Source organism: Dolomitihabitans soli (assembly GCF_022213955.1).
Classification (GTDB): domain Bacteria; phylum Actinomycetota; class Actinomycetes; order Streptosporangiales; family Streptosporangiaceae; genus Streptosporangium_A; species Streptosporangium_A soli.
The window spans coordinates 162,534-187,765 of sequence record NZ_JAKNTW010000010.1 but is presented as its reverse complement, the minus strand read 5'-3'; the positions used below and the strand labels follow the sequence as shown (position 1 = coordinate 187,765).

23 protein-coding genes and 1 pseudogene are annotated in these 25,232 nt (G+C 70.7%); 12 read left to right on the top strand and 12 right to left on the bottom strand.

Going from position 1 to position 25,232, the window contains the following annotated elements:
- Positions 1-145 precede the first annotated feature (145 nt).
- The 5 genes from MBA17_RS22750 to MBA17_RS22730 are packed head-to-tail and all read left to right on the top strand — an operon-like array spanning position 146 to position 4,862.
- Complete coding sequence (locus tag MBA17_RS22750; RefSeq protein ID WP_238498567.1) at positions 146-712, top strand: SigE family RNA polymerase sigma factor; 567 nt, start codon at positions 146-148, stop codon at positions 710-712.
- Between the two features lie 10 nt (positions 713-722).
- Complete coding sequence (locus MBA17_RS22745; protein ID WP_238498566.1) at positions 723-1,292, top strand: DUF5987 family protein; 570 nt, start codon at positions 723-725, stop codon at positions 1,290-1,292.
- Positions 1,289-2,941, top strand: a complete 1,653-nt coding sequence (locus MBA17_RS22740; protein WP_238498565.1) for a GMC family oxidoreductase N-terminal domain-containing protein — start codon at positions 1,289-1,291, stop codon at positions 2,939-2,941. The genes MBA17_RS22745 and MBA17_RS22740 overlap by 4 nt, the downstream gene beginning before the upstream one ends.
- 13 nt (positions 2,942-2,954) lie before the next feature.
- A complete protein-coding gene (locus MBA17_RS22735) occupies positions 2,955-4,007 on the top strand; it encodes a carboxymuconolactone decarboxylase family protein (RefSeq protein WP_238498564.1) in 1,053 nt (350 codons plus the stop codon).
- Positions 4,008-4,058: 51 nt separating this feature from the next.
- Positions 4,059-4,862, top strand: a complete 804-nt coding sequence (locus MBA17_RS22730) for a TIGR03084 family metal-binding protein (RefSeq protein ID WP_238498563.1) — start codon at positions 4,059-4,061, stop codon at positions 4,860-4,862.
- Between the two features lie 220 nt (positions 4,863-5,082).
- On the opposite strand, the gene MBA17_RS22725 is transcribed toward MBA17_RS22730, so the two are convergent.
- The 3 genes from MBA17_RS22725 to MBA17_RS22715 form a co-directional block, all read right to left on the bottom strand.
- A complete protein-coding gene (locus tag MBA17_RS22725) occupies positions 5,083-6,300 on the bottom strand; it encodes a kynureninase/PvdN C-terminal domain-containing protein (protein ID WP_238498562.1) in 1,218 nt (405 codons plus the stop codon).
- The gene (locus MBA17_RS22720; protein ID WP_238498561.1) at positions 6,297-7,109 is read right to left on the bottom strand and encodes a tryptophan 2,3-dioxygenase; all 813 of its coding nucleotides are present in this window, start codon (positions 7,107-7,109) and stop codon (positions 6,297-6,299) included. Before MBA17_RS22720 ends, MBA17_RS22725 begins: the two co-directional genes overlap by 4 nt.
- A gap of 121 nt (positions 7,110-7,230) precedes the next feature.
- Positions 7,231-8,856 carry a benzoate-CoA ligase family protein gene (locus tag MBA17_RS22715; protein ID WP_238498560.1) on the bottom strand — a complete coding sequence of 542 codons (1,626 nt, stop codon included), beginning with the start codon at positions 8,854-8,856 and terminating at the stop codon, positions 7,231-7,233.
- 371 nt (positions 8,857-9,227) lie between these two features.
- Between MBA17_RS22715 and MBA17_RS22710 the strand changes: the two genes are divergently transcribed.
- The gene (locus MBA17_RS22710; protein WP_238498559.1) at positions 9,228-10,247 is read left to right on the top strand and encodes a hypothetical protein; all 1,020 of its coding nucleotides are present in this window, start codon (positions 9,228-9,230) and stop codon (positions 10,245-10,247) included.
- 285 nt (positions 10,248-10,532) lie between these two features.
- Positions 10,533-11,432, top strand: a complete 900-nt coding sequence (locus tag MBA17_RS50515; RefSeq protein WP_238498558.1) for a helix-turn-helix transcriptional regulator — start codon at positions 10,533-10,535, stop codon at positions 11,430-11,432.
- A 324-nt stretch (positions 11,433-11,756) separates the two neighbouring features.
- Here MBA17_RS50515 and MBA17_RS22700 read toward each other — a convergent pair whose 3' ends face one another.
- On the bottom strand, positions 11,757-11,978 hold the full coding sequence (locus tag MBA17_RS22700) for a hypothetical protein (protein WP_238498557.1): 222 nt from the start codon (positions 11,976-11,978) through the stop codon (positions 11,757-11,759).
- Between the two features lie 415 nt (positions 11,979-12,393).
- Between MBA17_RS22700 and MBA17_RS22695 the strand changes: the two genes are divergently transcribed.
- The 4 genes from MBA17_RS22695 (at position 12,394) to MBA17_RS22680 (ending at position 16,272) form a co-directional block, all read left to right on the top strand.
- Complete coding sequence (locus MBA17_RS22695) at positions 12,394-14,016, top strand: acyl-CoA carboxylase subunit beta (protein ID WP_455432819.1); 1,623 nt, start codon at positions 12,394-12,396, stop codon at positions 14,014-14,016.
- A 369-nt stretch (positions 14,017-14,385) separates the two neighbouring features.
- Positions 14,386-14,673, top strand: coding sequence for a hypothetical protein (locus MBA17_RS22690; protein ID WP_238498556.1), 288 nt, complete (start codon positions 14,386-14,388; stop codon positions 14,671-14,673).
- Positions 14,670-15,428: a 4'-phosphopantetheinyl transferase family protein gene (locus tag MBA17_RS22685; RefSeq protein WP_238498555.1), complete on the top strand. Its 759-nt coding sequence runs from the start codon at positions 14,670-14,672 to the stop codon at positions 15,426-15,428. The genes MBA17_RS22690 and MBA17_RS22685 overlap by 4 nt, the downstream gene beginning before the upstream one ends.
- Positions 15,429-15,510: 82 nt before the next feature.
- On the top strand, positions 15,511-16,272 hold the full coding sequence (locus tag MBA17_RS22680) for an alpha/beta fold hydrolase (RefSeq protein ID WP_238498554.1): 762 nt from the start codon (positions 15,511-15,513) through the stop codon (positions 16,270-16,272).
- On the opposite strand, the gene MBA17_RS22675 is transcribed toward MBA17_RS22680, so the two are convergent.
- The 8 genes and pseudogenes from MBA17_RS22675 to paaA form a co-directional block, all read right to left on the bottom strand.
- Positions 16,231-16,650, bottom strand: a complete 420-nt coding sequence (locus MBA17_RS22675) for a hypothetical protein (RefSeq protein ID WP_238498553.1) — start codon at positions 16,648-16,650, stop codon at positions 16,231-16,233. The genes MBA17_RS22680 and MBA17_RS22675 overlap by 42 nt on opposite strands.
- Before the next feature lie 68 nt (positions 16,651-16,718).
- Positions 16,719-17,282 (bottom strand): hypothetical protein, encoded by a 564-nt coding sequence (locus tag MBA17_RS22670; protein WP_238498552.1) that lies wholly within the window; start codon positions 17,280-17,282, stop codon positions 16,719-16,721.
- 146 nt (positions 17,283-17,428) lie between these two features.
- Positions 17,429-19,600: a molybdopterin oxidoreductase family protein gene (locus MBA17_RS22665; protein WP_238498551.1), complete on the bottom strand. Its 2,172-nt coding sequence runs from the start codon at positions 19,598-19,600 to the stop codon at positions 17,429-17,431.
- Positions 19,601-19,622: 22 nt separating this feature from the next.
- A complete protein-coding gene (locus tag MBA17_RS22660; protein WP_238498550.1) occupies positions 19,623-20,729 on the bottom strand; it encodes a 2Fe-2S iron-sulfur cluster-binding protein in 1,107 nt (368 codons plus the stop codon).
- Entirely contained in the window at positions 20,729-21,220 is a 492-nt protein-coding gene (paaD, locus tag MBA17_RS22655) for a 1,2-phenylacetyl-CoA epoxidase subunit PaaD (RefSeq protein ID WP_238498549.1), read from the bottom strand. Before paaD ends, MBA17_RS22660 begins: the two co-directional genes overlap by 1 nt.
- Positions 21,217-21,966: a 1,2-phenylacetyl-CoA epoxidase subunit PaaC gene (gene paaC, locus MBA17_RS22650; protein ID WP_238498548.1), complete on the bottom strand. Its 750-nt coding sequence runs from the start codon at positions 21,964-21,966 to the stop codon at positions 21,217-21,219. Before paaC ends, paaD begins: the two co-directional genes overlap by 4 nt.
- Positions 21,963-22,229: a 1,2-phenylacetyl-CoA epoxidase subunit PaaB gene (gene paaB / locus MBA17_RS22645; RefSeq protein WP_238498734.1), complete on the bottom strand. Its 267-nt coding sequence runs from the start codon at positions 22,227-22,229 to the stop codon at positions 21,963-21,965. Before paaB ends, paaC begins: the two co-directional genes overlap by 4 nt.
- A gap of 81 nt (positions 22,230-22,310) precedes the next feature.
- Positions 22,311-23,216, bottom strand: a pseudogene (gene paaA / locus MBA17_RS22640) (1,2-phenylacetyl-CoA epoxidase subunit PaaA); the annotation flags it as partial.
- A 337-nt stretch (positions 23,217-23,553) separates the two neighbouring features.
- Here paaA and MBA17_RS22635 point away from each other — a divergent pair.
- Positions 23,554-25,134: a benzoate-CoA ligase family protein gene (locus MBA17_RS22635; protein ID WP_238498547.1), complete on the top strand. Its 1,581-nt coding sequence runs from the start codon at positions 23,554-23,556 to the stop codon at positions 25,132-25,134.
- Positions 25,135-25,232 lie beyond the last annotated feature (98 nt).

Sequence of the window (25,232 nt, the reverse complement as noted above, 5' to 3'; positions counted from 1 at the left end):
GTGAGCTGGCGCGTAGGGGTTGTGATGGCGGTCATCGCCCGCCAATTCTGAGGAGGCTGACAATACACACCGACTAAGAGTCGTTGCTTCGGGGTCGATCCCCAGCGGGGGGAAGGGATCTCCGATCAGTGTCCGGGGGTGAGCAATGGCTGAGACGCGCGACGAGGACTTCGCGCTCTTCGTCCGAGAGACGAGGCCGGCGTTGCGGCGCACCGCCTTCCGGCTTTCCGACGACTGGTACGAGGCCGACGACCTCGTACAACGCACTCTGATGGCGCTCCACCGGCACTGGGATCGTCTCGACCGGCGGGACCGGATAGGAGCGTACGCACGCACGATCATGCTCCGGCTGCTCATCAGCGACCGCAGGTCGCTCAGGTGGTCGCGAGAGGTCCTCATCGAACTGCTGCCCGAGCCCGCCCCGATCTCCGATCCGTACGCCCTGGTGGGTGAGCGGTTGCAGCTGATGGACGCGCTCTCCGTACTCGGGCCGCGGCAGCGGGCCACCGTGGTCCTCCGCTACTGGGAGGACCGCAGTGTGGAGGAGACCGCCCAGGTCATGGGCAGTGAATCCTCGACCGTGCGCAGCCAGACCGTACGCGCGCTGAAGGCCCTCCGTTCGGCGCTCAGGGCCGAGGACGACGGCAACGCGGAAGATGCACCGGACGAGCAGATGTCCGGACCATGTGGGGGACCCAGGCTCAACAGGTAGGGGAACGCTCATGCGGCCACAGACCTCAGACGACCCTCAGACCAGGACGATGACCCTTGAGGCGTTCGCGGACACGATCATTCCCGGTGAGAAGAGATCGTCCGACGACAGGGCCATCGCGGGAGCGGCCCCCGGCGGCGGCGCCGTGGCGGCCGGCGCACTCGAACTGCTGGAATGGGACGCGACCGGCGTCTCCGGCGGGCTGGACGACTTCGCCCGCGCGCTGAACACGCACGCCCAGGCCCACACGGCCGAGTTCGGGCTGCCGACCGACGACACCGTACCGCCGTTCGTGGCACTCAGCTACGAGGAGCGCAGCGCCGTGGTGAAGCGGCTGACCGCGCCCGGCCACCCGGAGAAGGCGCTCTGGGTCAGCCTCGCCCTCTTCTGCAACATGTCCTACGACTCGGCGGCCCATATGAGCACCGCGGACGCCATCGCCGCAGGCCACCCGGGGCTGACCTCGATGGGCGTCACCACCCCGGACGCCGACGGCCTGTGGCGGTTCCCCAACTTCTCCTACGGCCGCCCGCTCGCCGCCCTCCACCCGGACACGACTGCATCAGGGAGCCCCGCATGACCAGCGTAGAGCGCACCGACGTGCTCATTGTGGGCACCGGCTTCGGCGGGGCGATCGCCGCCTACCACCTCGCGGCGGGCGGCGCCAAGGTCGTGATGCTCGAACGCGGGCCCTGGCTCGGGACCGACGACTTCGAGCACGACTACAAGCTCGGATCGTCCTACACGCGGATCTTCGACTTCGTCGTGGGCGACGGGATGAGCACGCTCGGCGGCAACTGCGTGGGCGGCGGCAGCGTCGTCTACTTCGCCGCGATGCCCCGCGCGCCGCGCTTCGTCTTCGACCGCAAGGGCAGCATCGCCCGGCGCATGTGGCCGTCCGCGATCACCCGCGACACCCTGGACCCCTGGTACGACCGGGTGGCCGAGTCGATCCCGATCACCCAGCAGGGCTGGGAGGACGCGTCGTACTCCGGTGGCCTGTGGGCCGCGGCCTGCAACCACGCCGGCCGTACCGCCAACCCGGTGCCGGCCGCCGTCGACACCACCAAGTGCACGAACTGCAACTGGATGATGGCGGGCTGCCGCTTCGAGGCCAAGCAGTCGCTGCTGTTCAACTACCTCCCGGCCGCCCTCGCGCACGGAGCCGAGATCAAGCCGCTGCACGAGGTGCAGAAGATCTCCAAGAACGAGGACGGCGACTACCGCGTCCACTACCTCCGCGTCGACGACGAGGACTACCGGGAGACGACCGGGAGCGGCACGATCGACGCCAAGATCGTCGTGATCGCGGCCGGCGCCGCCGCCACCCCCGTCATCCTGCAGCGGAGCGAGGCGACGCTCGGCCCGATGCCGCACGCCGTGGGCCGCTACTTCTCCGGCAACGGCGAGCGGCTCAACACCGCCGTCCTCAACGAGGACCGGGTCCGCGACGTGCTCGGCCTGGACCGCGGCGACGGCCTGGCCTACGCCGCCAACCAGATCGGCAAGGGCCCGACCGTCGCCAACTGGGACAGGCTCGACGGGTCGCTGCCCGAGTACAGCCGCTACTCGCTGGAGCAGCTCTACTTCCCGCCCGGACTCGGCACCATCCTCGCCCTCACCGGCGGGGCCGATCCGAGCTGGTTCGGGCCGGACAAGAAGGAGATGCTCGCCCGCTGGCGCTCCTGGCTGATCATCTTCCAGATGATCGAGGACGACAACGAGGGGGTCTTCGGCCCGCCGCCCGAACGGGGCAACGCGGACCGGCTCTCGCAGCAGATGCTCGGCATCGGCAGGCTCAGCTACAAGCCGACCCTCAACACGAGCGCCGCCTGGGCGATGGCCGACGCCGACGTGAAGGACATCCTCGAACGTGACGGCCTCGCCACGGTGACGCCCTGGACCAACGACCTGGTCGGCGCGTACACCGTGCACCCGCTCGCCTCCTGCCGGATCGGCGACGACCCGCACACCTCCGCCCTCGACGACGGGCACGAACTGCGCGGTCACCCCGGGATCTTCGTCACGGACGGCTCCGCCGTACCGGGGGCGCTGACCGTCAACCCCGCGATGACCATCTCCGCCCTCGCCGAGCGCGCCATCCCCGGCATCGTCAGGGCCGCGCAGGAGCGCGGCGTCGCCGTCACGTACGGCGCGCCCGCGCCCAGCGGCGCCACCAACGGCCGGGCAGGGGTGCAACCCCTGATCCCGGCCCTGCTGCGTAAGTAAAGGAGAGACGGTCATGGGCCGGATCCTCGCCGCGGTGTCGGTGCCACTCTCGTTCCCCTCGATCCGCCACGTCTCCCCGGTACGGCGGGGCCGCGCGCGGGGGCTCGTCGCCGACGTCTACCAGCAGGTCGAGCGGGACTTCGGGATGCTCGCCCCGCCGGTGATCCTGCACTCGCCCGCGCCGGAGGTCCTCGCGGCGTCCTGGCTGATCCTGCGGGAGTCGCTGCTCGCCGCGGGAACGGTCAACCGGGCGGTCAAGGAGGTGGTCGCCACCGAGGTCTCGGCGGCCAACACCTGCCCGTACTGCGTCGACGTGCACAAGTCGACGCTGCGCGGCCTGGAGCGCAGGGACTACGAGACCGAACTGTCGCATCCCGGCATCCGCCGGGCGGCCGTGTGGGCGCGGGCGAGCGGCTCGCGGGACACGGCCGTGCAGCAGGACCTGCCGCTGCCGCCCGAGCACATCAGGGAGCTGCTGGCGGTCGCGGTGACGTTCCACTACTTCAACCGCATGGTGAACGTGTTCCTGGGCGACTCCCCGCTGCCGCCCGAGATGCCGGCCGGCGCGCGGGGCCCGGCGCTGCGGGTGTTCGGGTGGCTGATGCGGCCCGCGGCGCGGAAGGTCATGCCGCCCGGAGACGCGCTCGGCCTGCTGCCCGCCGCGCCGCTGCCCGACGACCTGTCGTGGGCGGCTGGCACCCCCTCGCTGGCCGCGGCCTTCGCCGGGGCGACCGCCGCGATCGAGGAGGCGGGCCGCCGCTCGGTGCCCGACGCGGTCCGCGAGCTGGTCACCGCCGAGCTGACCGGATGGGACGGCCGCCCGGCTGGTCTCAGCCGCGCCTGGGCCGCCGACGCGGTCGCCCCGCTGCCTGCCGCCCAGCGTCCCGCCGGCCGCCTCGCCCTGCTCACGGCGCTGGCCTCGTACCAGGTCGACCAGGCGGCCGTGGCGGAGTTCCGGCAGACCGAACCCGACGAGCGGGCGCTCGTCGAACTCACCGCGTGGGCGAGCCTGTCCGCGGCGCGCCGGGTGGGGAGCTGGCTGCCCATCCAGCCCAGCCGTGCCTGAAAGCCGATCGAAGATCTCGCAGACGACCGATCAACAACTGAAGGAGTTTCGATGACCGAGCTGGAGGTCGTTCTCAACGACCTGACCGCGGACGGCGACCAGATCGACCAGCTGGTGGCCGGCCTCGACGCGGAGCAGTGGAAGCTGCCCACGCCCGCCACCGGATGGACCATCGCCGACCAGATCGCCCACCTCACCTTCGTCTTCCGGCTGGCCACCACGGCGGCGACCGACGCGGAGGCGTTCGCCGTCATGACCGCCGGGGCGCAGGAGAACTTCGACGGCGCGGTCAACGCCGCGCTCAAGGACTTCAAGAACGACACGCCCGAGGTGCTGCTCGCCAAGTGGCGGGCCGTACGGCGGGAAGTGGTCGACGGGCTCGCCGCCGTTCCGGCCGGGCAGATCGTGCCGTGGCTGGTCAACCCGCTGCCGCCGATCGTGCTGGCGTGTGCGGGGATCATGGAGCAGTTCGCGCACGGGCAGGACATCGCCGACGCCCTCGGCGTACGGCTGGAGCGGACCGACCGGCTCGGTCACCTGGTGCTCTTCGCGGTCCTCACCCGTGACTTCGGGTACCAGTCGCACGGGCTGACCCCGCCGTCCACCGAGTTCCGCTTCGAGATCACCGGGCCCTCCGGGGTGCTGTGGGCCTACGGGCCCGAGGACGGCGGGCAGCGGATCAGCGGTCCCGCGGAGGACTTCTGCCTCCTGGTGACCCGGCGCAGGCACCGCGCCGACGTGGCGATCACGGCCGTCGGCGACGAGGCCGACCACTGGCTGGACATCGCGCAGGCGTACCGCGGCCCGGCGGGGGAGGGCCGCACTCCCGGGCAGTTCGCACCCGCCCTGCGGTAGGCGGCCACGGCCACCGAACGCCCTGCCCGGTTCACCGCGGGGCCAGGGCGTTCGCGCCGGTCGGTGTATGCGCGGTCCGGGTCACCGCGGGGGCGCCGGTCGGTGTGTTGGCGGCCCGGTTCACCGTGGGGTCAGGGCGTTCGCGCCGGTCGGTGTGTTCGCGGTCCGGGTCACCGTGGGGTCAGGGCGTTCGCGCCGGTCGGTGTGTTCGCGGTCCGGATCACCGCAGGGCCAGGGCGTTCGCGCTGGTCAGGGCGTTCGCGCCGGTGAGCGTGGTGATCTCGGTGCCGAGGGCGTCCACGGCGGACGCGAGCTGGGCGTCGGACAGGTAGGGGGCGGGGCCGATCCGCAGGTGGTCGCCCCGGCTGTCGGTCAGGACGCCCCGCTCGGCCAGGGCGGCGCGCAGGTGCGAGGCGTGCGGTGAGCGCAGCGCCAGGAAGCCGCCGAACGCCGAAGGGGGAGCGTCCCGGTCCCGGGCGATCACGCTCTCCGGGAGGTCCAGCGCGTCGAAGTGGCCGGTCAGCAGGGCGCGCTGGCGGAGCGACACCTGGCGGAGGAACTCCGGGGTGAGCGCGTGCTCGGCGAAGAAGTCGAAGACGCGGGCGGCCCGGTAGTGGCTCGTCGGGTCGTAGGTGGCTCCGGCGAACCGGTCCGCGCCCACCGGGTAGCCGACGATGCCCTCGACCCGGTCTCCGGCCAGTTCCGCGAACTCCGCGTACCAGCCGGTGATCACCGGCCGGAACAGCGCGGCGTGCGGGGGGATCCGCAGGAAGCAGTTGCCCTCGCCGAGCTGGAGGTACTTGTACCCGCCGCCGACGACCCACGCCGAGGCGACCTCGGCCGCCGAGAACGGTACGACGCCCAGGGCGTGGTAGGCGTCCACGAGGAGCTGGACGCCGCGCCGCTCGCAGGCTTCGGCGAGCATGCCGAGCCCGGGGACGATCTTCGCGGTCTCGAACAGCACCGCCGACACCAGCACCGCCGCCGTACGGTCGTCGGCCGCCGTGGCCAGCCGTACGGCCAGCGTGTCGGCGGGCTCGGCGGGTACCCGGACCACCTCGACGCCCTCCTCGGCCAGGCGGTCGAGCTGCCGGCGCAGCGTGTGGAACTCCCCGTCGGAGGTCACCAGCCGGGGGCGGGACCCGAGGTCGAGCGCGGACAGGAAGCGCAGCACCAGCTCGTGCGTGCTGCCGCCGAGGGCCAGTTCGGCGGACGGGTCGCCGAGGAACCGGCGGTACCCGGCCCGGACCTGGCCGGCCTTCTCCATGGCCCGGCCCCACTTGGCGTCCACGTCGAGGGCGGCGTCCTGGAACGCCTCGATCTGGCCCTCCAGCGCCACGTCGGGCCACGCCTGGTGGGAGTGGCCGGTGAGCAGGAGCCGCTGTGCCACCTGGAACATCGAGTAGTGGGGCGCGAGCCGCGCCGACTGGTCGCTCACAGTTCACTCCGGACGGCCCACAGGTCGGGGAAGGTGGGGACGGACATGGTCGTGCGCAGGTACGACGCGCCGGTGGTGCCGCCGGTGCCCCGTTTGTCGCCGAGGATGCGCTGGACCATCCGCCCGTGGCGGGTGCGCCATTCCTGCAGGCACTCGTCCAGGGCCAGCAGCCCCTCGACGATCTGGGCGGCCTCGCGCCCGTCGCGGTGCGCCCGGCGCACCACGCTCTGCACCCCCGGCGACGGCTGCAGCGGCAACGACACGTTCCGATAGAGGACGTCACCCGGCACCGCGTACCCCTTGCGAGATAGATAACGGAGGAAACAGTCGAAGACGGTCGGCCGGTCCATCGCGGACTCGATCCGGAGGCGCTCCGCGCCGCCCTCGCGGTACTGGTCGAGCACCTTGCGGTCACGCCGGCCCAGCACCGTCTCCAATTCCCTGAACTGCGCCGACTGGGCGCCGCTCGCGGTGCCCAGGCAACCGCGGAAGGCGGCGAACTGGACCGGCGTCAAAGTGTCCATCACGTCCATCTGGGAGACCACGACCGCGAGGATCGCCCGCGACCTGTCCAGCGTCTCCAACGCCCGCCGCGCCTCCCCGGCGGAGAGCCATAGTTGCAGGTTGGCGAGTTCGTGCAGCAGCACCTTGAACCAGAGTTCGTGCACCTGGTGGATGACGATGAACATCATCTCGTCGTGCGCGTCGGAATGCGGCCGCTGGGCCGTCAGGATCTGTTCGAGCGCCAGATAGGAGGAGTAGGTCACCCCTGCCGACGGGGCGGCGTTCCCCTTCTCGTCAACGGCCACGGGGCAGACGGCCGTGCTTTTCAATCCGGCGACATCGGTGCTGTCAAATGGTTGAGCGATGGCGTTCTTCATGTTCACGACCTCGTGTCCTGAGCAGGGAGGCTGTCGTCGTTATCCGTACTCACACCACCAACTGTGCGTTCCGCGCGAGCGCGGCGACAGGTGTCAGCCGGGCAGCAAGTTGCGGTGGGCCACCCGCTTCCTGCCATGGCTCCAGCGCGCGGCGATCCACCTTCCCGGAGGCGGTGTGCGGCAGCCGGTCGACGAATCTGACCTCCCGCGGATACTTCTGCGGCGCCAGGTTGGCCCGGACGTAGTCCTGGAGTTCGGCGGCGGTCACCTCGGCCTTGGGCACGACGTAGGCGCGGGGGCGGACCAGGCCGTCCACCTGGTAGCCGGCGACCGCGCACTCGGCCACGGCCGGATGCGTCAGCAGGCAGTTCTCGATCTCGACGGGGGCCACCCAGACGCCGCCGACCTTCAGCATGTCGTCGGCCCTGCCGCGGTAGTGGAAGTAACCGTCGGCGTCTCTGGTGAACAGGTCGCCGGACCGGACGGTGTGCTCGGCGACGAACGTCTCGCGCGACTTCTCGGGCTCCTGCCAGTACTCCAGGGCCGCGGTCTCGCCGGTGATCTCCAGCCTGCCGGTCTCGCCGTCCGCGAGGGGCAGGCCGTCGGCGTCGACCACGCGCGCCCGGTATCCGGGCACCACCTCGCCGAGACTGCCGGGGCGGACCCGGCCGGGGCGGTTCGACAGGTAGATGTGGTAGACCTCGGAGGAGCCGATGCCGTCCAGCACCTCCACCCCGAAGGTGTCGGTCCAGCGGCGGTGCAGCTCGGGCGGCAGCGGCTCGCCCGCCGACGTGCAGATCCGCAGCGAGCTGAGGTCCTGCTTGGCGGCGTCCGGGTGGGCGATCATCGCGCTCATCATGGTGGGCACGTTGACCAGGATCGTCGGCCGGTGCTCCGCGATCAGCTCGAACAGCTTGTCGGCCCTGCTGCGCTCGGGGAAGACGATGCCGGCCGCGCCCACGCCGAACGGGAACAGCGCGGTCAGGTCGCGGGAGTAGCCGAAGAACAGCTTCGGCACCGGCAGCACGAGGTCGTCGGGGCGGATGTCCAGGACACCGCGGGCGTACCACTCGAAGCTCAGGTGCGGGCTCCTGGCGGGCAGCACGCAGGCCCTCGGCGCGCCGGTGCTGCCGGTGGTGAACTTCCAGAGCGCCACGTCGTCGGACGCCACCGGTACGGCGGGCAGCTCGTCGGGCTGGGCCGCCATCAGCGTGTCGAAGTGCCGCTCGCCGTCGAGCAGGTCACGGCGGGGCACCCCGGCCACCACCAGGTTGCGCGCCCCGGCCGTGCGCAGCTTGCCCAGCGCCGCCGAGTCCGTGACGATGACGTCCGGCCGGGCGTAGTCGATGAAGTAGCGGTAGTCCTTGGCCTGGAGGTAGGTGTAGACCTCGGCGGTGACCGCGCCGATCTTCTGCGCGCCGTACCAGGTGGCGACGAACTCGGGGCCGTCGCCGAGGGCGAGGAGGACGCGGTCGCCCTGGCGTACGCCCAAGGCGCGCAGGGCGTTGCCGGCGCGGTTGGCCAGGGCTTGCAGCTCAGCGTAGGTGACCGGGCCCGCGTTGGTGATCAGGGCGGTGCGGTCGCCGTCGTTGCGGTCGAGGAATCGCTCGGCGATGTTGAATCCCGCGTCCCCGCGGATCTCAGCCTCGGCCGGCATGGTGGCGGGAGTTTCCATGAGTAGACCTTCTCCATCGTGGTTGTCCGCTCTCCTGGTACCAAGAGTGCGGTACTCGGGCATACGGGACGAGGGATCGCGGGGGCAGCAAGATGGACCCGCTGGCAGCTTCCTGCCAGCGCGAAGACGCCCTTCTCAGGGATTGCTGGATGGTGTCCCGCGTGTTGACCGCCCCCGAGACCCCCGTGCTGTACTGGTCAGGTGTCGGCATCTGAGTGGTCTTGAGGGGTTCATCGGGTGCTCGGCAGCGGGGAAGCTCGGCCCGCGGTCTGCCGATGGCGCCGATCCCTTCGCGGCGAACAGGGGGCCGCGGTGCCGATGATCTTCACGCCTGGCCCGCTCGGGCCGGGTCGAATGCTGAGGAGGGACCGATGGCGCCCACGCCTGCAGACTCCTGGTCGGTGATGGACACCCCGGGAGCGGTGGGGGAGGTGGCCGGCTGTCTCGACGACACCGTGCACCTCGCGTACGCGCAGTCGCCGACCTCTGGACTCACCGCCATCACCGCCGGCTTCTCCGCCTACGAGGCGCAGACGAGCGCCGAGGCGCGGGTCGCCGCCCTGGACCACCTGCACGGATTACCGAACGATCTGCCCGCTCGGTCCGGCGACGCCCGTGGCCGGACGTTATGCCTGGCCGACTTCGTGCCGGGACTCCAGGACGAGACACTGCTCCGCGTCCCCGGTATCGGTCTGCTGAGCGGCCGGCCGTACGAGCTGCCCGCCGAGGTGGTGTGGCTGGGCGACCGTGAGGGCCGGATCGAGCCCACCACCAGCGGCATCGCCGACCACGGCGTGTCCGGTGGGATCGTCGACATCCTCGCCCACGACGTGGTCTCCCGCTGGTGGGCCGACCCCGGGGAACCGCTGCTGCGGGTCTCCGCCCATCTCGACCGCCTGCTCCCCGCCGGGGTCATGGCGGCGGCCTCCGGGCTCGGGCTGCGGGTGTCGGCGTTCGTGCTGTCCGCCCCTGACGTGCGGATCGCGCTGGTGATCGTCGGCGGGGACGGGGCCACGCTGGCCGCGGCGGCGGGCCGTACGGTCAAGGCGGCGGTCGGGGAGGCGTTCCTGCAGGCGATGGAGACGAAGGCGCAGCCGTGGGAGGGGCTCCCGCTGGGCGAGTCCCTGCGCCGTATCGCGGTCTGGCACCACGAGGCCGACTACACCGCCTACCTGGAACGGTCGGCGGCCGACGCGGACCCCAGGCTCATCGACGAGCTGGGCGGCCTGCGGCCGTCGAGCTGGCCGGAGATCGCCGGCCGCCGGTTCGGGCACGAGCCGATCGCGGTCGTGGCGGGCACTTCAGGCGAGATCGTCAAGGTCGTGTGCCCTGGCGCCGCCTGTTACCGGGCCGTTCCGGCGGCCACCGCACTGCCGTGCCCCGTGCCCTGAGCGGCTGGATCCGGGGGGCGGCGGAGAACCGGCACCCATCAACTTCCTGCTTGCTCAGTTGGTCCGGTTGAGGTGGTCACCGCACGATACGAGCGTGCGCCGAGTGCCCCCGATACCGATAATTGAGGGTGCGGGCCTATGGCCGAACGGCGGTCCGCAGGTCCCTCATGAGCGAGGTGCGGGGCCAGGAGGTGAGCTGTGGACCTGTCAGTCATCGGTATCTCGCCTGAGGCGGCGGATATTTATCGTTACTTCCTCCGGCACAAAGGGGAGGGCATAGGTTCCGTGCCGGAGGCCCTGGGCATCGACCCCGACACGGTCGAGGTCGCCGTCGAGTCACTGGGCAGACTGTCCATGATCGACCTCAGCGATCGGCACCGGGTCGTGGCCACCGAGCCGAGGATCGCGATCGAGCGGCTCGTGGAGAAGCATCTCGACGCGCTCAACGCGGAGATCCGCCGGGTCTTCGCGGCCCGTGACGCCATCTCGGCCTTCGTGGAGGACATGCGCGAGGGTGATCGGGTGGAGACGGTGCTCGACATCGAGCGGGTGGAGAGCGGGGTGCGGGTCCGCCAGCGTCTCGACGACCTCGCCTTCTTCTCCTACAAGGAGATGCTCACCCTGCATCCCGGCGGGCCGTTCACCCAGGAGATGATCGAAGGGGCGCTGCCGCTGGACACCCGCTCGCTGCGTCGCGGGCTCTCGATCAGGGAGGTCTACCACCCCAAGGCGCTCGAGGACCCCAACATGGTGTCCTACCTGCGCGAGCTGGTCGGTCTCGGGGCTGCGGTACGGATCACCGACCAGCCGATGGACCGCATGCTGATCTACGACCGCAGCGTCGCCGTGGTGCCGATCGACCCGAAGGAGAACTCCAGGGGAGCGCTGGTCGTGCGTGAGGCGGGACTGGTCTCCCAGCTGGTGATCTACTTCGAGGGCGTCTGGAAGGCCGCCGTCGACCTCCGCGAGTACATCGATCCGCCCGCGGACGCCTCGCCGTTGTCGGAGATGGAGCAGCGGGTGCTGGAGGTGATGGCCACGGCCGACAAGGACGAGATCGCGGCCCGCGAACTCGACGTCTCGGTCCGGACCTACCGCCGTTACGTGGCCGATCTCATGGCCAAGCTCGGTGCCGTCAACCGCTTCCAGGCCGCGCTGCGCGCCAAAGAGGAGAACTGGATCTGACGTTCGGCCCGTGACCCCCACGCCTTCGTAGGACGTGGGGGTCACGGGCTTTTCTCCTTCCGGACATCGCGGATGCGCGCCTGTGGACGGCTGGGGGGTGTGCCTGGGGGAAGGAGGCAGGCGCCGGATGGGCTTTTGCCTCGAAGCCGCTTCTGGGGAAGGCCCGCTCGGAATTTCACATCGAGCGACAGGGCGTCATCGCGGCGAGTTCGTCGATTTCTCGGATGGTGGGTTTCTGCCGGTCGGACGTTTATACAATAACGTTTCCTTTCTGTCGGAACGTTCAATCCTGGTTAGTTGCGGTGCGTCAGGCGGTGCTGGTTCTCAGGCGTTGCCGCCGGGGCCCGGAGCGACGGGCCAGGTGGTGCCGGTGGGGGTCACAGGCGCGACGGGCCAGGTGGTGCCGGTGGGGGTGACCGGCGGCGCCGGCCAGGTGGTGCCGTCGGGGTCGGCCGGCGTCTCGCCGTCAGCCAGCACCGCCGAGTGCCGCACACCGTCCGCATAACCGGCCGTCAAGTCGAGGGCGCCGACTCCGAAGCTCCACACCACCGCACCGGAAACAATGGCGACCGCACACTTCACAAATCTGCTGGAAATCGCGGGAGAAAAAATGTGGTTCGTCATCTCAGCGCCTCTTCCTCACGTTTTGCCTCTGCTGTGCGAGTTTTCCTCGCACTTCCAACTTTGCGGTCTGGGAAGGGCTCGAACCAGACTTTCGCGAGTCAGCATGCTGCACGCCCTTGCCGTTTCCTGCCACACCCCGCGCTATAGCGGATCTCGGGGCCGCGATGGCAGCAGGTTGCCATCGCCGCCGGACCGCATTTTCCCTGGTCAAGCACACAAGGAGGTGACAGATAACAGCATTCGGCCATTGACTGGAGGAAACTGGAAAGGATGATCCGATGCTCGTAAGCGTGACCGTCGGCTTATGCCACGGTGCGACACCGAGGGAGGAACGTCGATGAGTATCTCGGAACTCGACATCGCGCCGCCGGCCAGGGAGGGCGTCGACGAGGACGGTCCGTCCGTCCAGCCCCGGTCCATGGGCCTGCTGCGCGAGGAACAGGAGCGGCTGCGCCAGGAGATCGTCGCCGGTCGCAGTCAGGCGGTGGCCCGCCAGCACTCGCTGGGCAAACGCACCGCGCGTGAACGGCTGGACCTGCTGCTCGACGAGGGCTCGTTCATCGAGATGGCCATCTACCGGCGGCACCAGGCGCACGGGCTCGGCCTGGACCGGCAGCGCCCGCACACCGACGGCGTGATCACCGGTTCCGGCACGATCGACGGCCGCCGCGTGTTCGTCTACGCCCAGGACTTCACCGTGTTCGGCGGGTCGCTCGGCGAGGCGCACGCGTTGAAGATCCAGAAGGTGATGGACCTGGCGATGTCCACCGGGTCGCCCTTCATCGGGCTGAACGACAGCGGTGGCGCCCGGATCCAGGAGGGGGTGATGTCGCTCAACGGCTACGGCGGCATCTTTCAGCGCAACGTCCAGGCGTCGGGCGTGATCCCGCAGATCAGCGTCGTGCTCGGGCCCAGCGCCGGCGGGGCGGCCTACACCACCGCCCTGGCCGACTTCACCTTCATGGTGCAGGACACCGCCCAGCTCTACCTGACCGGGCCGGACGTCGTGGAGGCGGTCACCGGCGAACGGGTGACCCACAGCCAGCTCGGCGGCGCAGAGGTGCACGGCACCCTGTCCGGGGTGGCCGCGTTCGTCTACGACGACGAGGAGAGCTGCCTGGCGGAGGTGCGCTATCTCGTCTCGATGCTGCCGAGCAACAACCTCGGCCGCGCGCCCGCCCTGCCCGCGCGCGGCGCGGCCACGGACACCCGGCCCCGGCTGGCAGAGATCGTCCCCGTCGAGTCGAACAAGCCGTATGACATGCGCCTGGTGATCGCCGAACTGGTGGACGACGGTGACTTCCTTGAGCTGCACAGGGGCTGGGCGCCCAACGTGATCTGCGCGCTCGCCAGGATCGACGGCGAGGTGGTCGGCATCGTCGGGAACCAGCCGATGGTGCTGGCAGGGGTGCTCGATGTGGCGGCCTCCCAGAAGGCCGCGCGTTTTGTCAGATTCTGTGATGCTTTCAGCATCCCGCTGGTGACCCTCGTCGACGTCCCGGGCTTCCTGCCGGGCACCGACCAGGAGTACGCGGGCATCATCCGGCACGGGGCCAAGCTGCTCTACGCCTACTGCGAGGCGACCGTCCCCCGCATCCAGGTCATCCTGCGCAAGGCGTACGGCGGCGCGTACATCGTGATGGACTCCCGGTCGATCGGCGCGGACCTGTCGCTGGCGTGGCCGACGAACGAGATCGCCGTGATGGGCGCGGAAGGGGCGGTGAACGTCATCTACCGGAGGGAACTGGCCGTCGCCGCGGATCCCGTGGCGTTGCGGGCGGAGCTCGTCGGCGACTACACCAAGGAGCTCGTCCATCCCAACTACGCCGCGGAGCGGGGGCTGGTCGACGACGTGATCGATCCTGTGGAGACCCGGTCGGCCGTCGCCCGGGGGCTGGCGATGCTCCGCGACAAGCGTCAGCAGGCGGCCCCGCGCAAGCACGGAAACGTCCCCTTGTAACGCGCCAGCCCACCTCCTGGGCCCCGTAGCCAGGCCCTCCGGACTCCCGTTCAGGGATACGGACGGCGCGCTGCGGGGCCTTTCGCATGCCTGCCCACCGGCCTGTCACCGGCCTGCCCTGCTGACCGCGCGGCTGACCGCTCGCCGGTGGACCGCTGACAGCATGTGGCTGCCCGCCTGCATCTTCCTGCCTCGCGGAGCCCTGGTTCCCGGCGGGAGACGGTCGCACAGTGGGAAGTGCGAAAGACGCAGTGCAAACCACTCCAGGAGGTGGTACGTGAACAGCCTGGTTGCTTCCCCGCTCGCCGCCGGACCGGCCCGCAGGCCGCTGTGGGCGCCAGCCGGGAGAAAGGCGAGGACCACAGAGCCATGTTGATCCAGTTGACCATGCGCCGGATCGACGGGCTGCCGATACCGAACTCCCCGGTCGACGGGATCCGGATCCTCGCGCTACTGCCGAGCAGATGGCACAAGGACGTCAGCCAGGCCACCGGGGACATCGTCATCCGGGTGCGCACCGACGAGGACACGACGAGCGCGCAGGTCCGAGCCGAGGTGACCGAGATCCTCACTGCCCCCGAAGTGGACCACTGGGAGCTGGTGACCTGCCAACCCCTGCCCATGAGTAGAACCCTCGCCAAGGAGGAGAACCGATGATCGCTCCACTCTTAGCCTCCGACGAATGCCATGTGTGGTGGGCGGATCCACGGCACCGGACGATCGAGAGCCTGTCCGCGGTGCTCAGCGAGCCCGAGCTGGAACGGGCCGCCCGGTTTCGCCGCGAGCCTGACCGCCGCCGCTTCCTGACCGGTTCCTGGCTGCTGCGCACGGTGGCCGGCGCCCAGCTCGGCATCCCGCCCGAGGACGTGACGGTCATCAGGAAGTGCCCGGACTGCACCCGGCATCACGGCAAGCCGTACATCGGCGCCGAGGGCAGCCCGCTGCACGTCTCGGTCTCGCATTCCGGTGACCGGGTGGCCGTGGCGCTGACGGCGGAGGGCCCGGTGGGGGTCGACGTCGAGCTGGTCCCGTCGGTTCCGGTCGACGATCTGGCGCGGTGCGCGCTGACGCAGGACGAACGGCTGGCGCTGGAGGCATTGCCGGAGGAAAGGAGATATGAGGCGTTTGCCGGGGTATGGGTCCGCAAGGAGGCGGCACTCAAGGCCACCGGTCATGGGTTGCGCATCTCGCCTGACCGGGTGGAGGTCACCGGGCCCGACGAGAGCCCGCAACTGCTCCGGTGGCCGCTTGACATCCCGCCCGGCGACGTGCGGTTCCACATGCTCCACCCCGGTGACGGATACGTCGGTGTGTTCGCGGTTCTCACCCGGAATCCGCGTCTCCAGGTCGTCGAGTCGCATGTGACGGACCAGGAGCTGATCACCACCGCACCCGTGCTCGTCGCCGCTTGAAAGACGTTGACGAGGCCCGGTCGCGAATCGATAAGGCACCAGCCGGGTCTTCGCCATCGAGAGGGAAAGGAGGCTGACCTTCGTGAAGAGACAGTTCATTCTGATCCCGGGCCCCTGGATGGGGGCCTGGGTCTGGGGGCCGGTGGTCGAACACCTCGGCAGGTACGGGCACACCGCCCGTGCCATCACGCTACGTGGCCTGGCCACCGCCGACACGGACGTCTCCGACGTCGGCCTGGAGACCCATGTGGACGACGTGCTGCACATCCTGGAGGCGGAGGACCTGCACGACGTCGTCGTCGTGGGCCACAGCTACTCCGGTCTGGTGGCCGGTCTGGTGGCCGACCGCGCGGACGATCGCGTGGCGCACACGGTCTTCGTCGAGGGATTCCTGCCGCACGACGGAAAGTCCATGTTGCACGCCTTTCCCGAGCGCCAGCGTGCCGAGGAACTGCGGCTCATCGTCGACAACAAGGGCCGCTGGCCGGCCCCCGACGCCACCGTGGTGGCCGACGGCCAAGGGCTCACCGCGAAGCAGGCGCACTGGCTCGCCAGGAGGTTCGTCGGCCATCCCGGGCGAACCGTGGCCGAGCCCGCCGTGCTGACCCATCCGCTGACCCAGCAGCGAGCCACCTACGTCGTGTGCTCGAAGGAGCACTTCGCCGGCCAGATCGCCGCCGACGTGTCCGCCATGCGATCCGCGCCGAACTGGGACTTCCAGGCGCTGGAGACGGGGCACTGGCCCATGGTCTCCGCGCCGGACGAACTGGCCGCCCTGCTGGCCCGCGTAGCGAACAGGACGTCACCGGACCGCCGGTGCGCCCCGGCGGAGGGCACGCCGTAGCGGCCTGCCGTACGCGGCGACCAGGATCGCGACCGCGGCCAGGATCAGGACCGCGGTGAACACCCACTCGTTCGAGCCGCCGGGGCCGTAGACCCGGCTGCGGTGCCCGATGTCCACGGCCGGGGCCGGCTGCCCGGCGCGATGTGTATAACGGTCGCTGCCGTACATCTCGATGCCCGTCCGCTGGACCGTGCCGTCGCCGGTGGCGAACTCGCCGGTCCAGACGCAGGACTCGTGCCCCGGATGCTGGACGCAGTCGAGCCGCTGCCCGGTGAACGTGCCCGCGACCCCGTCCGCCCGCGCCGCCCGCACGGCCGTGCCGATGCTCGGCACGGCCAGGAAGAGCAGGAAGGCGGCCAGCAACGTCAGCGCAACCATGAAGAAAGGAGACCGGTTGCGTACGGCCGGCCGCTCGTCCGTCGGCGTATCCGTCGTCATATCTGTTGTCATGCGTGGGCGACGGCGCAGTTGCACCGCATGAGGGAACGCTCGGCGGCGGTGGCGCGCATGTGCAGGACCATCGCGACCACCATCGGCACGAAGACGATCGCATTGTAGAACAGGTGCAGTTCCATCCGCGGCACCAGGAGCTGGATGATGCTGGTCGGGGCCGGGCGGCCCATCAGGTTGCTGCCCGCCAGCGCCTGGATGAGCAGGAGCAGGTGCTCGATGTGGTGCCAGACCTGGATGCCGAGCGAGATGGTCCACCAGGTGCGCGACCTGCCGACGAAACCGGGACGCAGCATGATCAGCCCGATCAGCATCAGCAGGGCGTAGCCGTAGTGCATCCACTCGGAGGTGACCAGCCAGGGGAAGGGCAGCCCCAGGACCCCGCGGGCCTGAGGCAGCGGCCAGCCCAGCACGTAGACCTGGACGGCCTGCGCGAGGTGCTCCGCCCAGTGGGCCACGACAATGAAGAGATATACCCCGAGCGCCGCCTTGTGATGCCGTGTGTTGAGCGCCGACAGGAAGCCGCCGGTCTGGCCTGTCGTAACGGTTTCGGTCGCCATGTGAACCTCGATCCCTGGGATCATGAATGTGCCGCCCGCTCATTTTGAGCGCGATTCAGCTAAAGAGCAATTGGCTCCGGGATAATTTTCTCCGGCTGCCTCGGAGAGGGCTTTATTCTAGAATGCTTACTTGCGGGAACGCCGTTTCAGGGCGCGGCGCTCACCGTCACGGGGACTCCGTTGAACACCGCGTTCCCCGACAGCACGTCGATCACCGACTCGTCGGTGAGGGCGTTCGCGTTGACGCCGGCGTTCTCGGTCGCGACAGGCTGCCCGTCGCCGCTGTGTCCCCATCCGTGGGGGAGGCTCACCACGCCCGGCATGATCGCGTCGGTGGGCTCCACCGCGACCACCAGCTCACCCGCGGCCGAGCGCACCAGCGCCCGCTCGCCGAGCCCGAGCCGGGCCACGTCGCCGGGGTTGACGTGCAGTGTGCACCGGTTGCTCCCGCCGACCAGCACCGGCACGTTGTGCAGCCAGCTGTTGTTGGAGCGAAGCTGACGGCGGCCGATCAGCAGGATCTCCGGTGCGGGCGCCGCCAGCCGCTCGCGCAGCCGTCCGACGTCACCGGCGAGCAGGGCCGGAGCCAGCTCGACCCGGCCGGAGGCGGTGCGCACCAGCTCGGGCAGCCGCGGCTCCAGCGGGCCGAGGTCGATGCCGTGCGGCTTGGCCAGCAGGTCGGCCAGGGACAGGCCGTACGCGCCGAGCTGGAGCAGGGCGTCCAGCATGAGTTCCGGACCGCTGTCGCCCTGCAGGCCGGCCCGCAGGTCGGCCACGGTCCTGCCCGCGAACGGCGAGCCGGGGGCCTCGACCGCGCCACCGAGCACCTGCCCGACGATCATCTCGTCGAGCATGGCCGGATCGGCGTCGGCGCCCTGTCCCGCGGCGATCAGCGACAGCCGGGCCAGGATCTCGGCCTCCGAGACCTGTCCCGCCTCCAGCGGCAGGATCTGCGGGGAGAACCGGGCGTAGTTCCGGACCGTCACGGTCAGCAGCAGGAAGTCGTAGTGCGGCATCTGCAGCATGCGCGGCGGCGGCAGGATGACGTTCGCGTGCTTGGTGGTCTCGTTGAGATACGGGTCCACGCACACCATGAAGTCCAGGTCGGCGAAGGCCCGGTCCAGCCGGGGCCCGTTCGGCGCCGACAGCACCAGGTTGCCGGCCACGGTCACGAGCGCCCGCACCTGCCCCTGCCCCGGCGTCTCGATCTCGTCGGCGAGCGTGGCCACCGGCAGCTCGCCCATCGCCTCGGGCAGCTCCTTGACCCGGCTCCGCCACTGGCCCAGGGCGAACGGCTCGCGCGGCCGGAAGATCTCCGCGATGGCGGGCCGGGTGAACATGACCCCGCCGGGCCGGTCGAAGTTGCCGGTGAGGATGTTGACCGTGTCGACGAGCCACTGGGTGAGCGTGCCGAACTCGGCGGTGCAGGTGCCGATACGGGTGTAGACGGCGGCCGTGGGGGCCGCGGCCAGCTCGCGGGCGAGCCGGGCGATGTCCTCGGCGGGCACGCCGCACTCCCGCGCCGCGGCCTGCGGGGTGAAGTCCGCCGCCAGCCGGCGCAGCTCGTCGAGGCCGTTCACCTCGATGTCGATCGAGGTCAGGTTCTCGGCGAGGAGCGTGTGCACGATGCCCAGCAGCAGGTAGGCGTCGGTGCCCGGCCGTACGAAGTGGTGTTCGTCGGCGACGGCGGCGGTGCGGGTGCGGCGCGGGTCCACGACCACGAGCTTGCCGCCGCGCTCGCGCAGCGCCTTCAGGCGGCGCGGGAAGTCGGGGGCGGCGCACAGCGAGCCGTTCGACTCCACCGGGTTGGCGCCGATGACCATCAGGTAGTCGGTGCGGTCGAGGTCGGGCACCGCGATGGCGAACGGGTCGCCGAGCATCAGCCCGCAGGCGACCTGCTTGGGGGCCTGGTCGATGGTGCTGGCCGAGTAGACGTTGCGGGTGCCGAGCGACTGGGTCAGCGGCATCCGGTACATGAAACCGGCCATGGTGTGGAAGGTCGGGTTGCCGAAGTAGACGGCCAGCGCGTCACGGCCGTGCGCGTCGATGACCCCCTGCAGGCCGCGCTCGACCGTCTGGAACGCCTCGTCCCAGCTCACCTCCACCCATTCGCCGTCCTTGCGGACCATCGGGTTGCGCAGGCGGTGCGGGTCCTCGTCGAGGGTGCCGAGGCTGGCGCCCTTGGGGCAGATGAACCCCTTGGAGAACGGGTCGTCCTGATCGCCCTTGACGGACGCCACGCGGTTGTCGCCGCCGAGCTCCAGTCGCAGGCCGCAGACGGCGTCGCAGATGGGGCAGGTCCTGAGCGCGCTTCTCATCGGTACTCCTGCGTTCGTGGGGCTACAAGATGTCGAAATCGACCGTCACGCGGTCGGTGAGGGGCACGGACTGGCAGGTGAGGACATAGCCGGCGGCCAGCTCCTCCTCGGTCAGCGCCCAGTTGCGGGCCATCTCGACACGTCCGTCCACGACCCGGGCCCGGCAGGTCGCGCACACGCCGTTCCTGCACGAGTACGGCAGGTCGGGCCGGGCAGTCAGGACCGCGTCGAGGATCGAGCGGTCCTGTTCGGTGCGCACGGTCGTGGTGCGCCCGTCCAGCAGAATCGTCAACTCCCTGACCTGCCCCCCGGGCAGGGGAGCAGCCGCCTGGCCGCCGACCGGCGACTTCGGCTCGTCCGGATGGAAGATCTCGGTGTGTACGGCGGAGCCCTGCACACCGTGCTCCGCCAGCGCCGCCCGCGCGTCGCGCACCAGACCGGCCGGACCGCACAGGAACCACTCCCGCACCGAGTCCGGCGGCAGCACCCGCGCGAAGATCTCCGCCAGCAGCGCCTGGTCGAGCCGCCCGCCGGGCAGGCCCAGCCTCGGGTCCTCTCTGGAGAAGGCGTGCACCAGGTGCAGCCGGTGCCGATGCCGGTTCTTGAGGTCGGCCAGCTCCTCGGCGAACATCATCGAGTCGACGGCGCGGTTGCCGTACAACACGGTGAAGGTGCTGGCCGGCTCGATGGCCAGCGCGGCGCTCACCAGGGACAGCACCGGAGTGATCCCGGAGCCGGCGGCGATGGCCGCGTAGTGCCGTGCGCGGGCCGGGTCGAAGGCGGTGCCGAAGGTGCCGACCGGCGGCAGCAGGTCCATCGTGTCCCCGGCGGCGAGCGTCTCGGTGGCGCCGGTGGAGAAGGCGCCCCCCGGTACGGCGCGCACCCCGATCCGCAGCGTGCCGTACCGCTCCAGCTCCTGAGGTGTGGAGCACAGCGAGTAGGCGCGGCGGATCTCGGTCCCGGCGACCGTCGCCCGCACGGTGACGTGCTGGCCGGGGACGAAGGCGAACGTCGCCCGCAGTTCGTCGGGCACCCGGCAGGTGACGGCCACCGCGCTGGCGTCGGCGGCGGCCTGCTCGACGGCGGCGACGGTCACCCGGTGGAACCGGAGCCGGGAGGGGGCCGCCATCAGTGCGCCTTCACATGCTCGAACGGCTCGCGGCAGGCCCGGCAGCGCAGCAGCGCCTTGCAGGCCGTGGAGCCGGTGCGGGCGATCTCCTCGGTGTCGGGGGAGCCGCAGCGGGGGCACCGCGCGGCGGTTCTGACCAGCGGCAGCAGCCGGGCGGACGGCGGGAGCGGAAGCTCCGGCACGGGCGGGGCGATGCCCGCGGCGCTGAGCTTCGCCCGTGCGGCTTCGCTCAGCCAGTCGGTGCTCCACGGCGGTGACAGGGAGGTGATGATCTCTACCTCGGTGACGCCGGCGCCGTGCGCCGCGGCGATGATGTCGTCGCGGATCGCGTCCAGGGCGGGGCAGCCCAGGTAGGTGGGAGTGATCGTGACCACCGCCTCACCGCCCGGGCCGACCCGCACGTCTCGCAGGATGCCGAGTTCCTCGATGGACAGCACCCGGATCTCCGGGTCGCGGACCGCCGCGACCGCCGCCCGCACCCGCCCGCTCACCAGCTCGCTCCGGCGTGCGCCCGGTGCACCGACTGCATCTCGGCGAGCAGCAGGCTGAGATGCTCGGTGTGGATGCCGCGGCGGCCGCCCGTCGGCGCCCAGCCGTCCTGCGGGCGGCGCAGCGTCGCCTCCGCGAGGACCGGCTCGACCAGGGCCAGCCAGGGCTCCCGCAGGGCGCCCGGCTCGACCGGCGCGGACCAGTTCGACTCCGCCGCGCGGGCCGGGTGCGGCTCGAACAGCTCGTGGGTGAACGGCCAGACCTCGTCCACGGCGGCCTGCATCCGCCGGTGCGACTCGGCGGTGCCGTCTCCCAGCCGCAGGGTCCAGGTCACGGCGTGATCGATGTGGTAGGCGGTCTCCTTCGCGGCCTTGGCGGCGACCCCGGCCAGCGTGGTGTCCGCCGCGGTGGCCAGCCTGGCGTAGAGCAGGTGCTGGTACGCGCCGAAGAAGAGCAGCTTGGCGATGGTCACGGCGAAGTCCCCGTTAGGCAGCTCGACCAGCTGGACGTTGCGGAACTCGTGCTCCTCGCGCAGGTAGGCCAGCGCGTCCTCGTCCCTGCCGAGCCCCTCCACCTCGCCCGCGTACGTCAGCAGCTCCCTGGCCTGGCCGAGCAGGTCCAGCGCGATGTTCGCCAGGGCCGCGTCCTCCTCGATCTGCGGAGCCCTCGCGCACCACTCCGACATCCGCTGGGCGGCGATCAGGGCGTCGTCGCCCAGCTGGAGCGCGTAGGCGGACAGGTCCTTCACAGGTGCTCGACCCCCTCGGGCAGCTCGAAGAAGGAGGGATGGCGATAGACCTTGTCGGCGGCCGGGTCGAAGAAGGCGTCCTTCTCGTCCGGGCTGGAGGCGGTGATCGTGACCGCGGGCACCACCCAGAGGGAGACGCCCTCGCTCCTGCGGGTGTAGAGGTCGCGGGCGTTCCGCAGCGCCATCGCGGCGTCCGCGGCGCGCAGGCTGCCCGCGTGCGTGTGGCTGAACCCGCGGCGCGGCCGGACGAACACCTCCCACAGGCGCTCGCCCTCCGGCGGCGATTCCTGCTCCGTCGCGTGCTCCGCCGTGTGCCCCGCCGTGTGCTCCGTCACCTGCCCGCCGTCGCGGGCCTCGTGCTTGGCGGCGTACGCGGCGGCGGCCTCGCGCACCCAGGCGCCCTCCTCGTGCACGCGCCGCCGGTGCGCCAGCCGTTGCCGGTTGCAGGGGCCGTTCCCCGCGACCACCCGCATCAGCTCGTCGTAGTCGGGCGGGGTGAAGTCGTAGTGCCCGCGCTCGGCGTTCCAGCGCAGGGCGGGGTCGGGCAGGGTCACCTTCAGGGCCTCGGCCTGGGGCACGCACATGTCGACGAACCGCTGCCGCAGCTCGTCGTTGGTGGCCCGTTTGATCCGCCAGGCCAGCGACCGGTCGGAGTGGGTGGATCGGTCGTGCGGCGGGCCGAACATCGCGATGGCCGGCTGCCACCAGCGGTCCACCGCGTCCTGGAGCATCCTGCGCTGCGCCGCCGTACCACGGGACAGGGCGTAGAGGACGTCGAAGCCCTGGCGGTGGTGGAAGGACTCCTCCCGGCAGATGCGCACCAGCGCGCGGGCGTAGGGCCCGTAGGAGGTGCGGCACAGGGAGACCTGGTTGATCACGGCCGCGCCGTCCGTCAGCCAGGCGAGCGCCCCGACGTCGGCCCAGGTGAGCGTCGGGTAGTTGATGAACGACAGATACTTCTGGCGGCCTTCGTGCAGCGCGTCGAGCAACGACTCCCGGTCGGTGCCCAGGGTCTCGGCGGTGGAGTAGAGGTAGAGCCCGTGCCCCGCCTCGTCCTGCACCTTCGCGATCAGGATGGCCTTGCGTTTGAGGCTGGGGGCCCGGCTGATCCAGTTGGCCTCCGGCTGCATGCCCATGATCTCGGAGTGCGCGTGCTGCGCGATCTGCCGGATCAGGCCCGCACGGTAGGCGTCGGGCATCCAGTCTCTCGGCTCGATCCGCTGGTCCGCCTCGATCAGCGCCTCGAACAGGGCCGCGGACGACGCCGCGGGTGACGGCGCGCTCGCGCCGCCGTCAAATGACCCGTCGGATGATCGGGGGTCGGCTGCGAGTTCCAGCTCCGCCGCGTCCACCTCCGCGAGCAACTGCGCGGTTCCGAGCGGCTTCCCCCGGATCTCCACTTCGACCTCCCGCTCTCGTCCCCCGGTGATCGGCCTCATCAGGCTCTCCCGGGAGCGGGCATGCCGCATCTCCTGTATTGCGGCCTAATCGTCCTTGCGCGCCATAAGAAAGGCATTTCTGAAGATGCGATATGGAAACACCTCGCCGGATGATGAGGCACTGATCTGACGTTTTCGAGGGGGAATCGTGCAGGATGCCGTGACCGCCGCTCGTCCCGCGCCACTCGCCCAGAGCAACGGCGCGAGACTGCTGACCTACGGGGACCTTCCGCGCGAGTTCAACATCGCCACCCACTTCCTCGACCGCAACGACGGCGACCGCACCGCCCTGATCACCAACGCGGGCCCGGTCACCTACGCGGAACTGCAAGCCCTGGCCAACCGCGCCGGCAACGCCCTGCGCGCCCTGGGCGTACGCCAGGGCGACCGCGTCCTGCTCGCCCTCGGCGACGGCCCCGAGTTCGTCGCCACCTGGTACGGCACGCAGAAGATCGGCGCGGTCACCGCCGAGGCCTACACCTACCTCCAGCCCAAGGACTACCGGTTCTACGCCGACTACGCGGAGCCCGCCGTCGTCGTGGCGGACGCGCTGACCCTGGATCGGCTGCGGGCCGCCGAGATCCCCAACCTCCTGGTCGTGGGCGTGCCGCCGGACCGGCTGCGCGCGGGCGAGCACCACTTCGAGACCCTGGTGGCCGCCCAGCCCGCCGAGCTGACGGCGGCGGCGACGACCCCCGACGACGTCGCGATGTGGCGGTTCACCACCGGCAGCACCGGAACGCCCAAGGCGTGCGTGCTGGCCGCCCGCAGCGCCGCGCTGAGCTTCGAGTGGTTCGCCAAGGGCATCCTGGACCTCGGCCCCGACGACGTGGTGCTGCCGGTGCCCAAACTGTTCTTCGGCTACGCGAACAACATGACGGCGCTGTTCCCGCCCGGCGTGGGCGCGGCCGGGATCGTGTTCCCCGAACGGAGCACCCCCGAGCGGATCTTCGAGCTGATCGCGGAGCACCGGCCGACGATCCTGGTCAACGTGCCCACCATGATGAGCGCGATGATCGCCCACCCGGACGCCGCCAAGCAGGACTTCAGCTCGCTGCGGATCTGCATCTCGGCCGGTGAGGCATTACCCGTCGAGCTGCACCGCCGGTGGCTGAGCACCTTCGGCACCGAGGTGATGGACGGCATCGGCTCGTCGGAGATGTTCCACGGGTACGTCTGCAACCGGCTCGGCCAGGGCCGGATGGGGAGCCTCGGCCAGGTGGTGCCGGGGTACGACGTGCGGGTGGTCGACGAGGCCGGCGAGTCCCTGCCCGCCGGCGAGGTCGGCCTGCTGGAGATCACCGGCGAGACCGCCGCCCTGGAGTACTGGCGGTCGCCGGAGAAGTCGGCCAGGACGTTCGTCGCCGAGCACACCGTGCGCTCCGGCGACCTGTTCGCCAGGGACGCCGAGGGGTTCTTCCACTACAAGGGCCGGGTCGACGACCTGCTGAGGGTCGGCGGCCGCTGGGTCGCGCCCGCCGAGATCGAGAACTGCCTGCTGGGGCACCCGGCCGTGGTCGAGTGCGCGGTGGTGGGCTACGAGGTGGACGGCCTGGCCCTGCCGCGCGCGTTCGTGGTGGCGCGCGGCGAGGTGACCGGCCAGGAACTCCGGGACTTCGTCCGGGCGAGGCTGGCGCCGCACAAGTATCCGAGGGATGTCCGGTTCGTCGACACACTGCCGGAGACCGCCTCGGGCAAGGTGAACCGCCGCGCCCTCCAGGACGAGTGACGCCGCGTTCCTTCCGAAGACGAGTGCCCCGTACCGGAAACGGTACGGGGCCGGCTTCTTTTCGGACGAGTATGCCTTTGTGATACGAGTACGGCGGG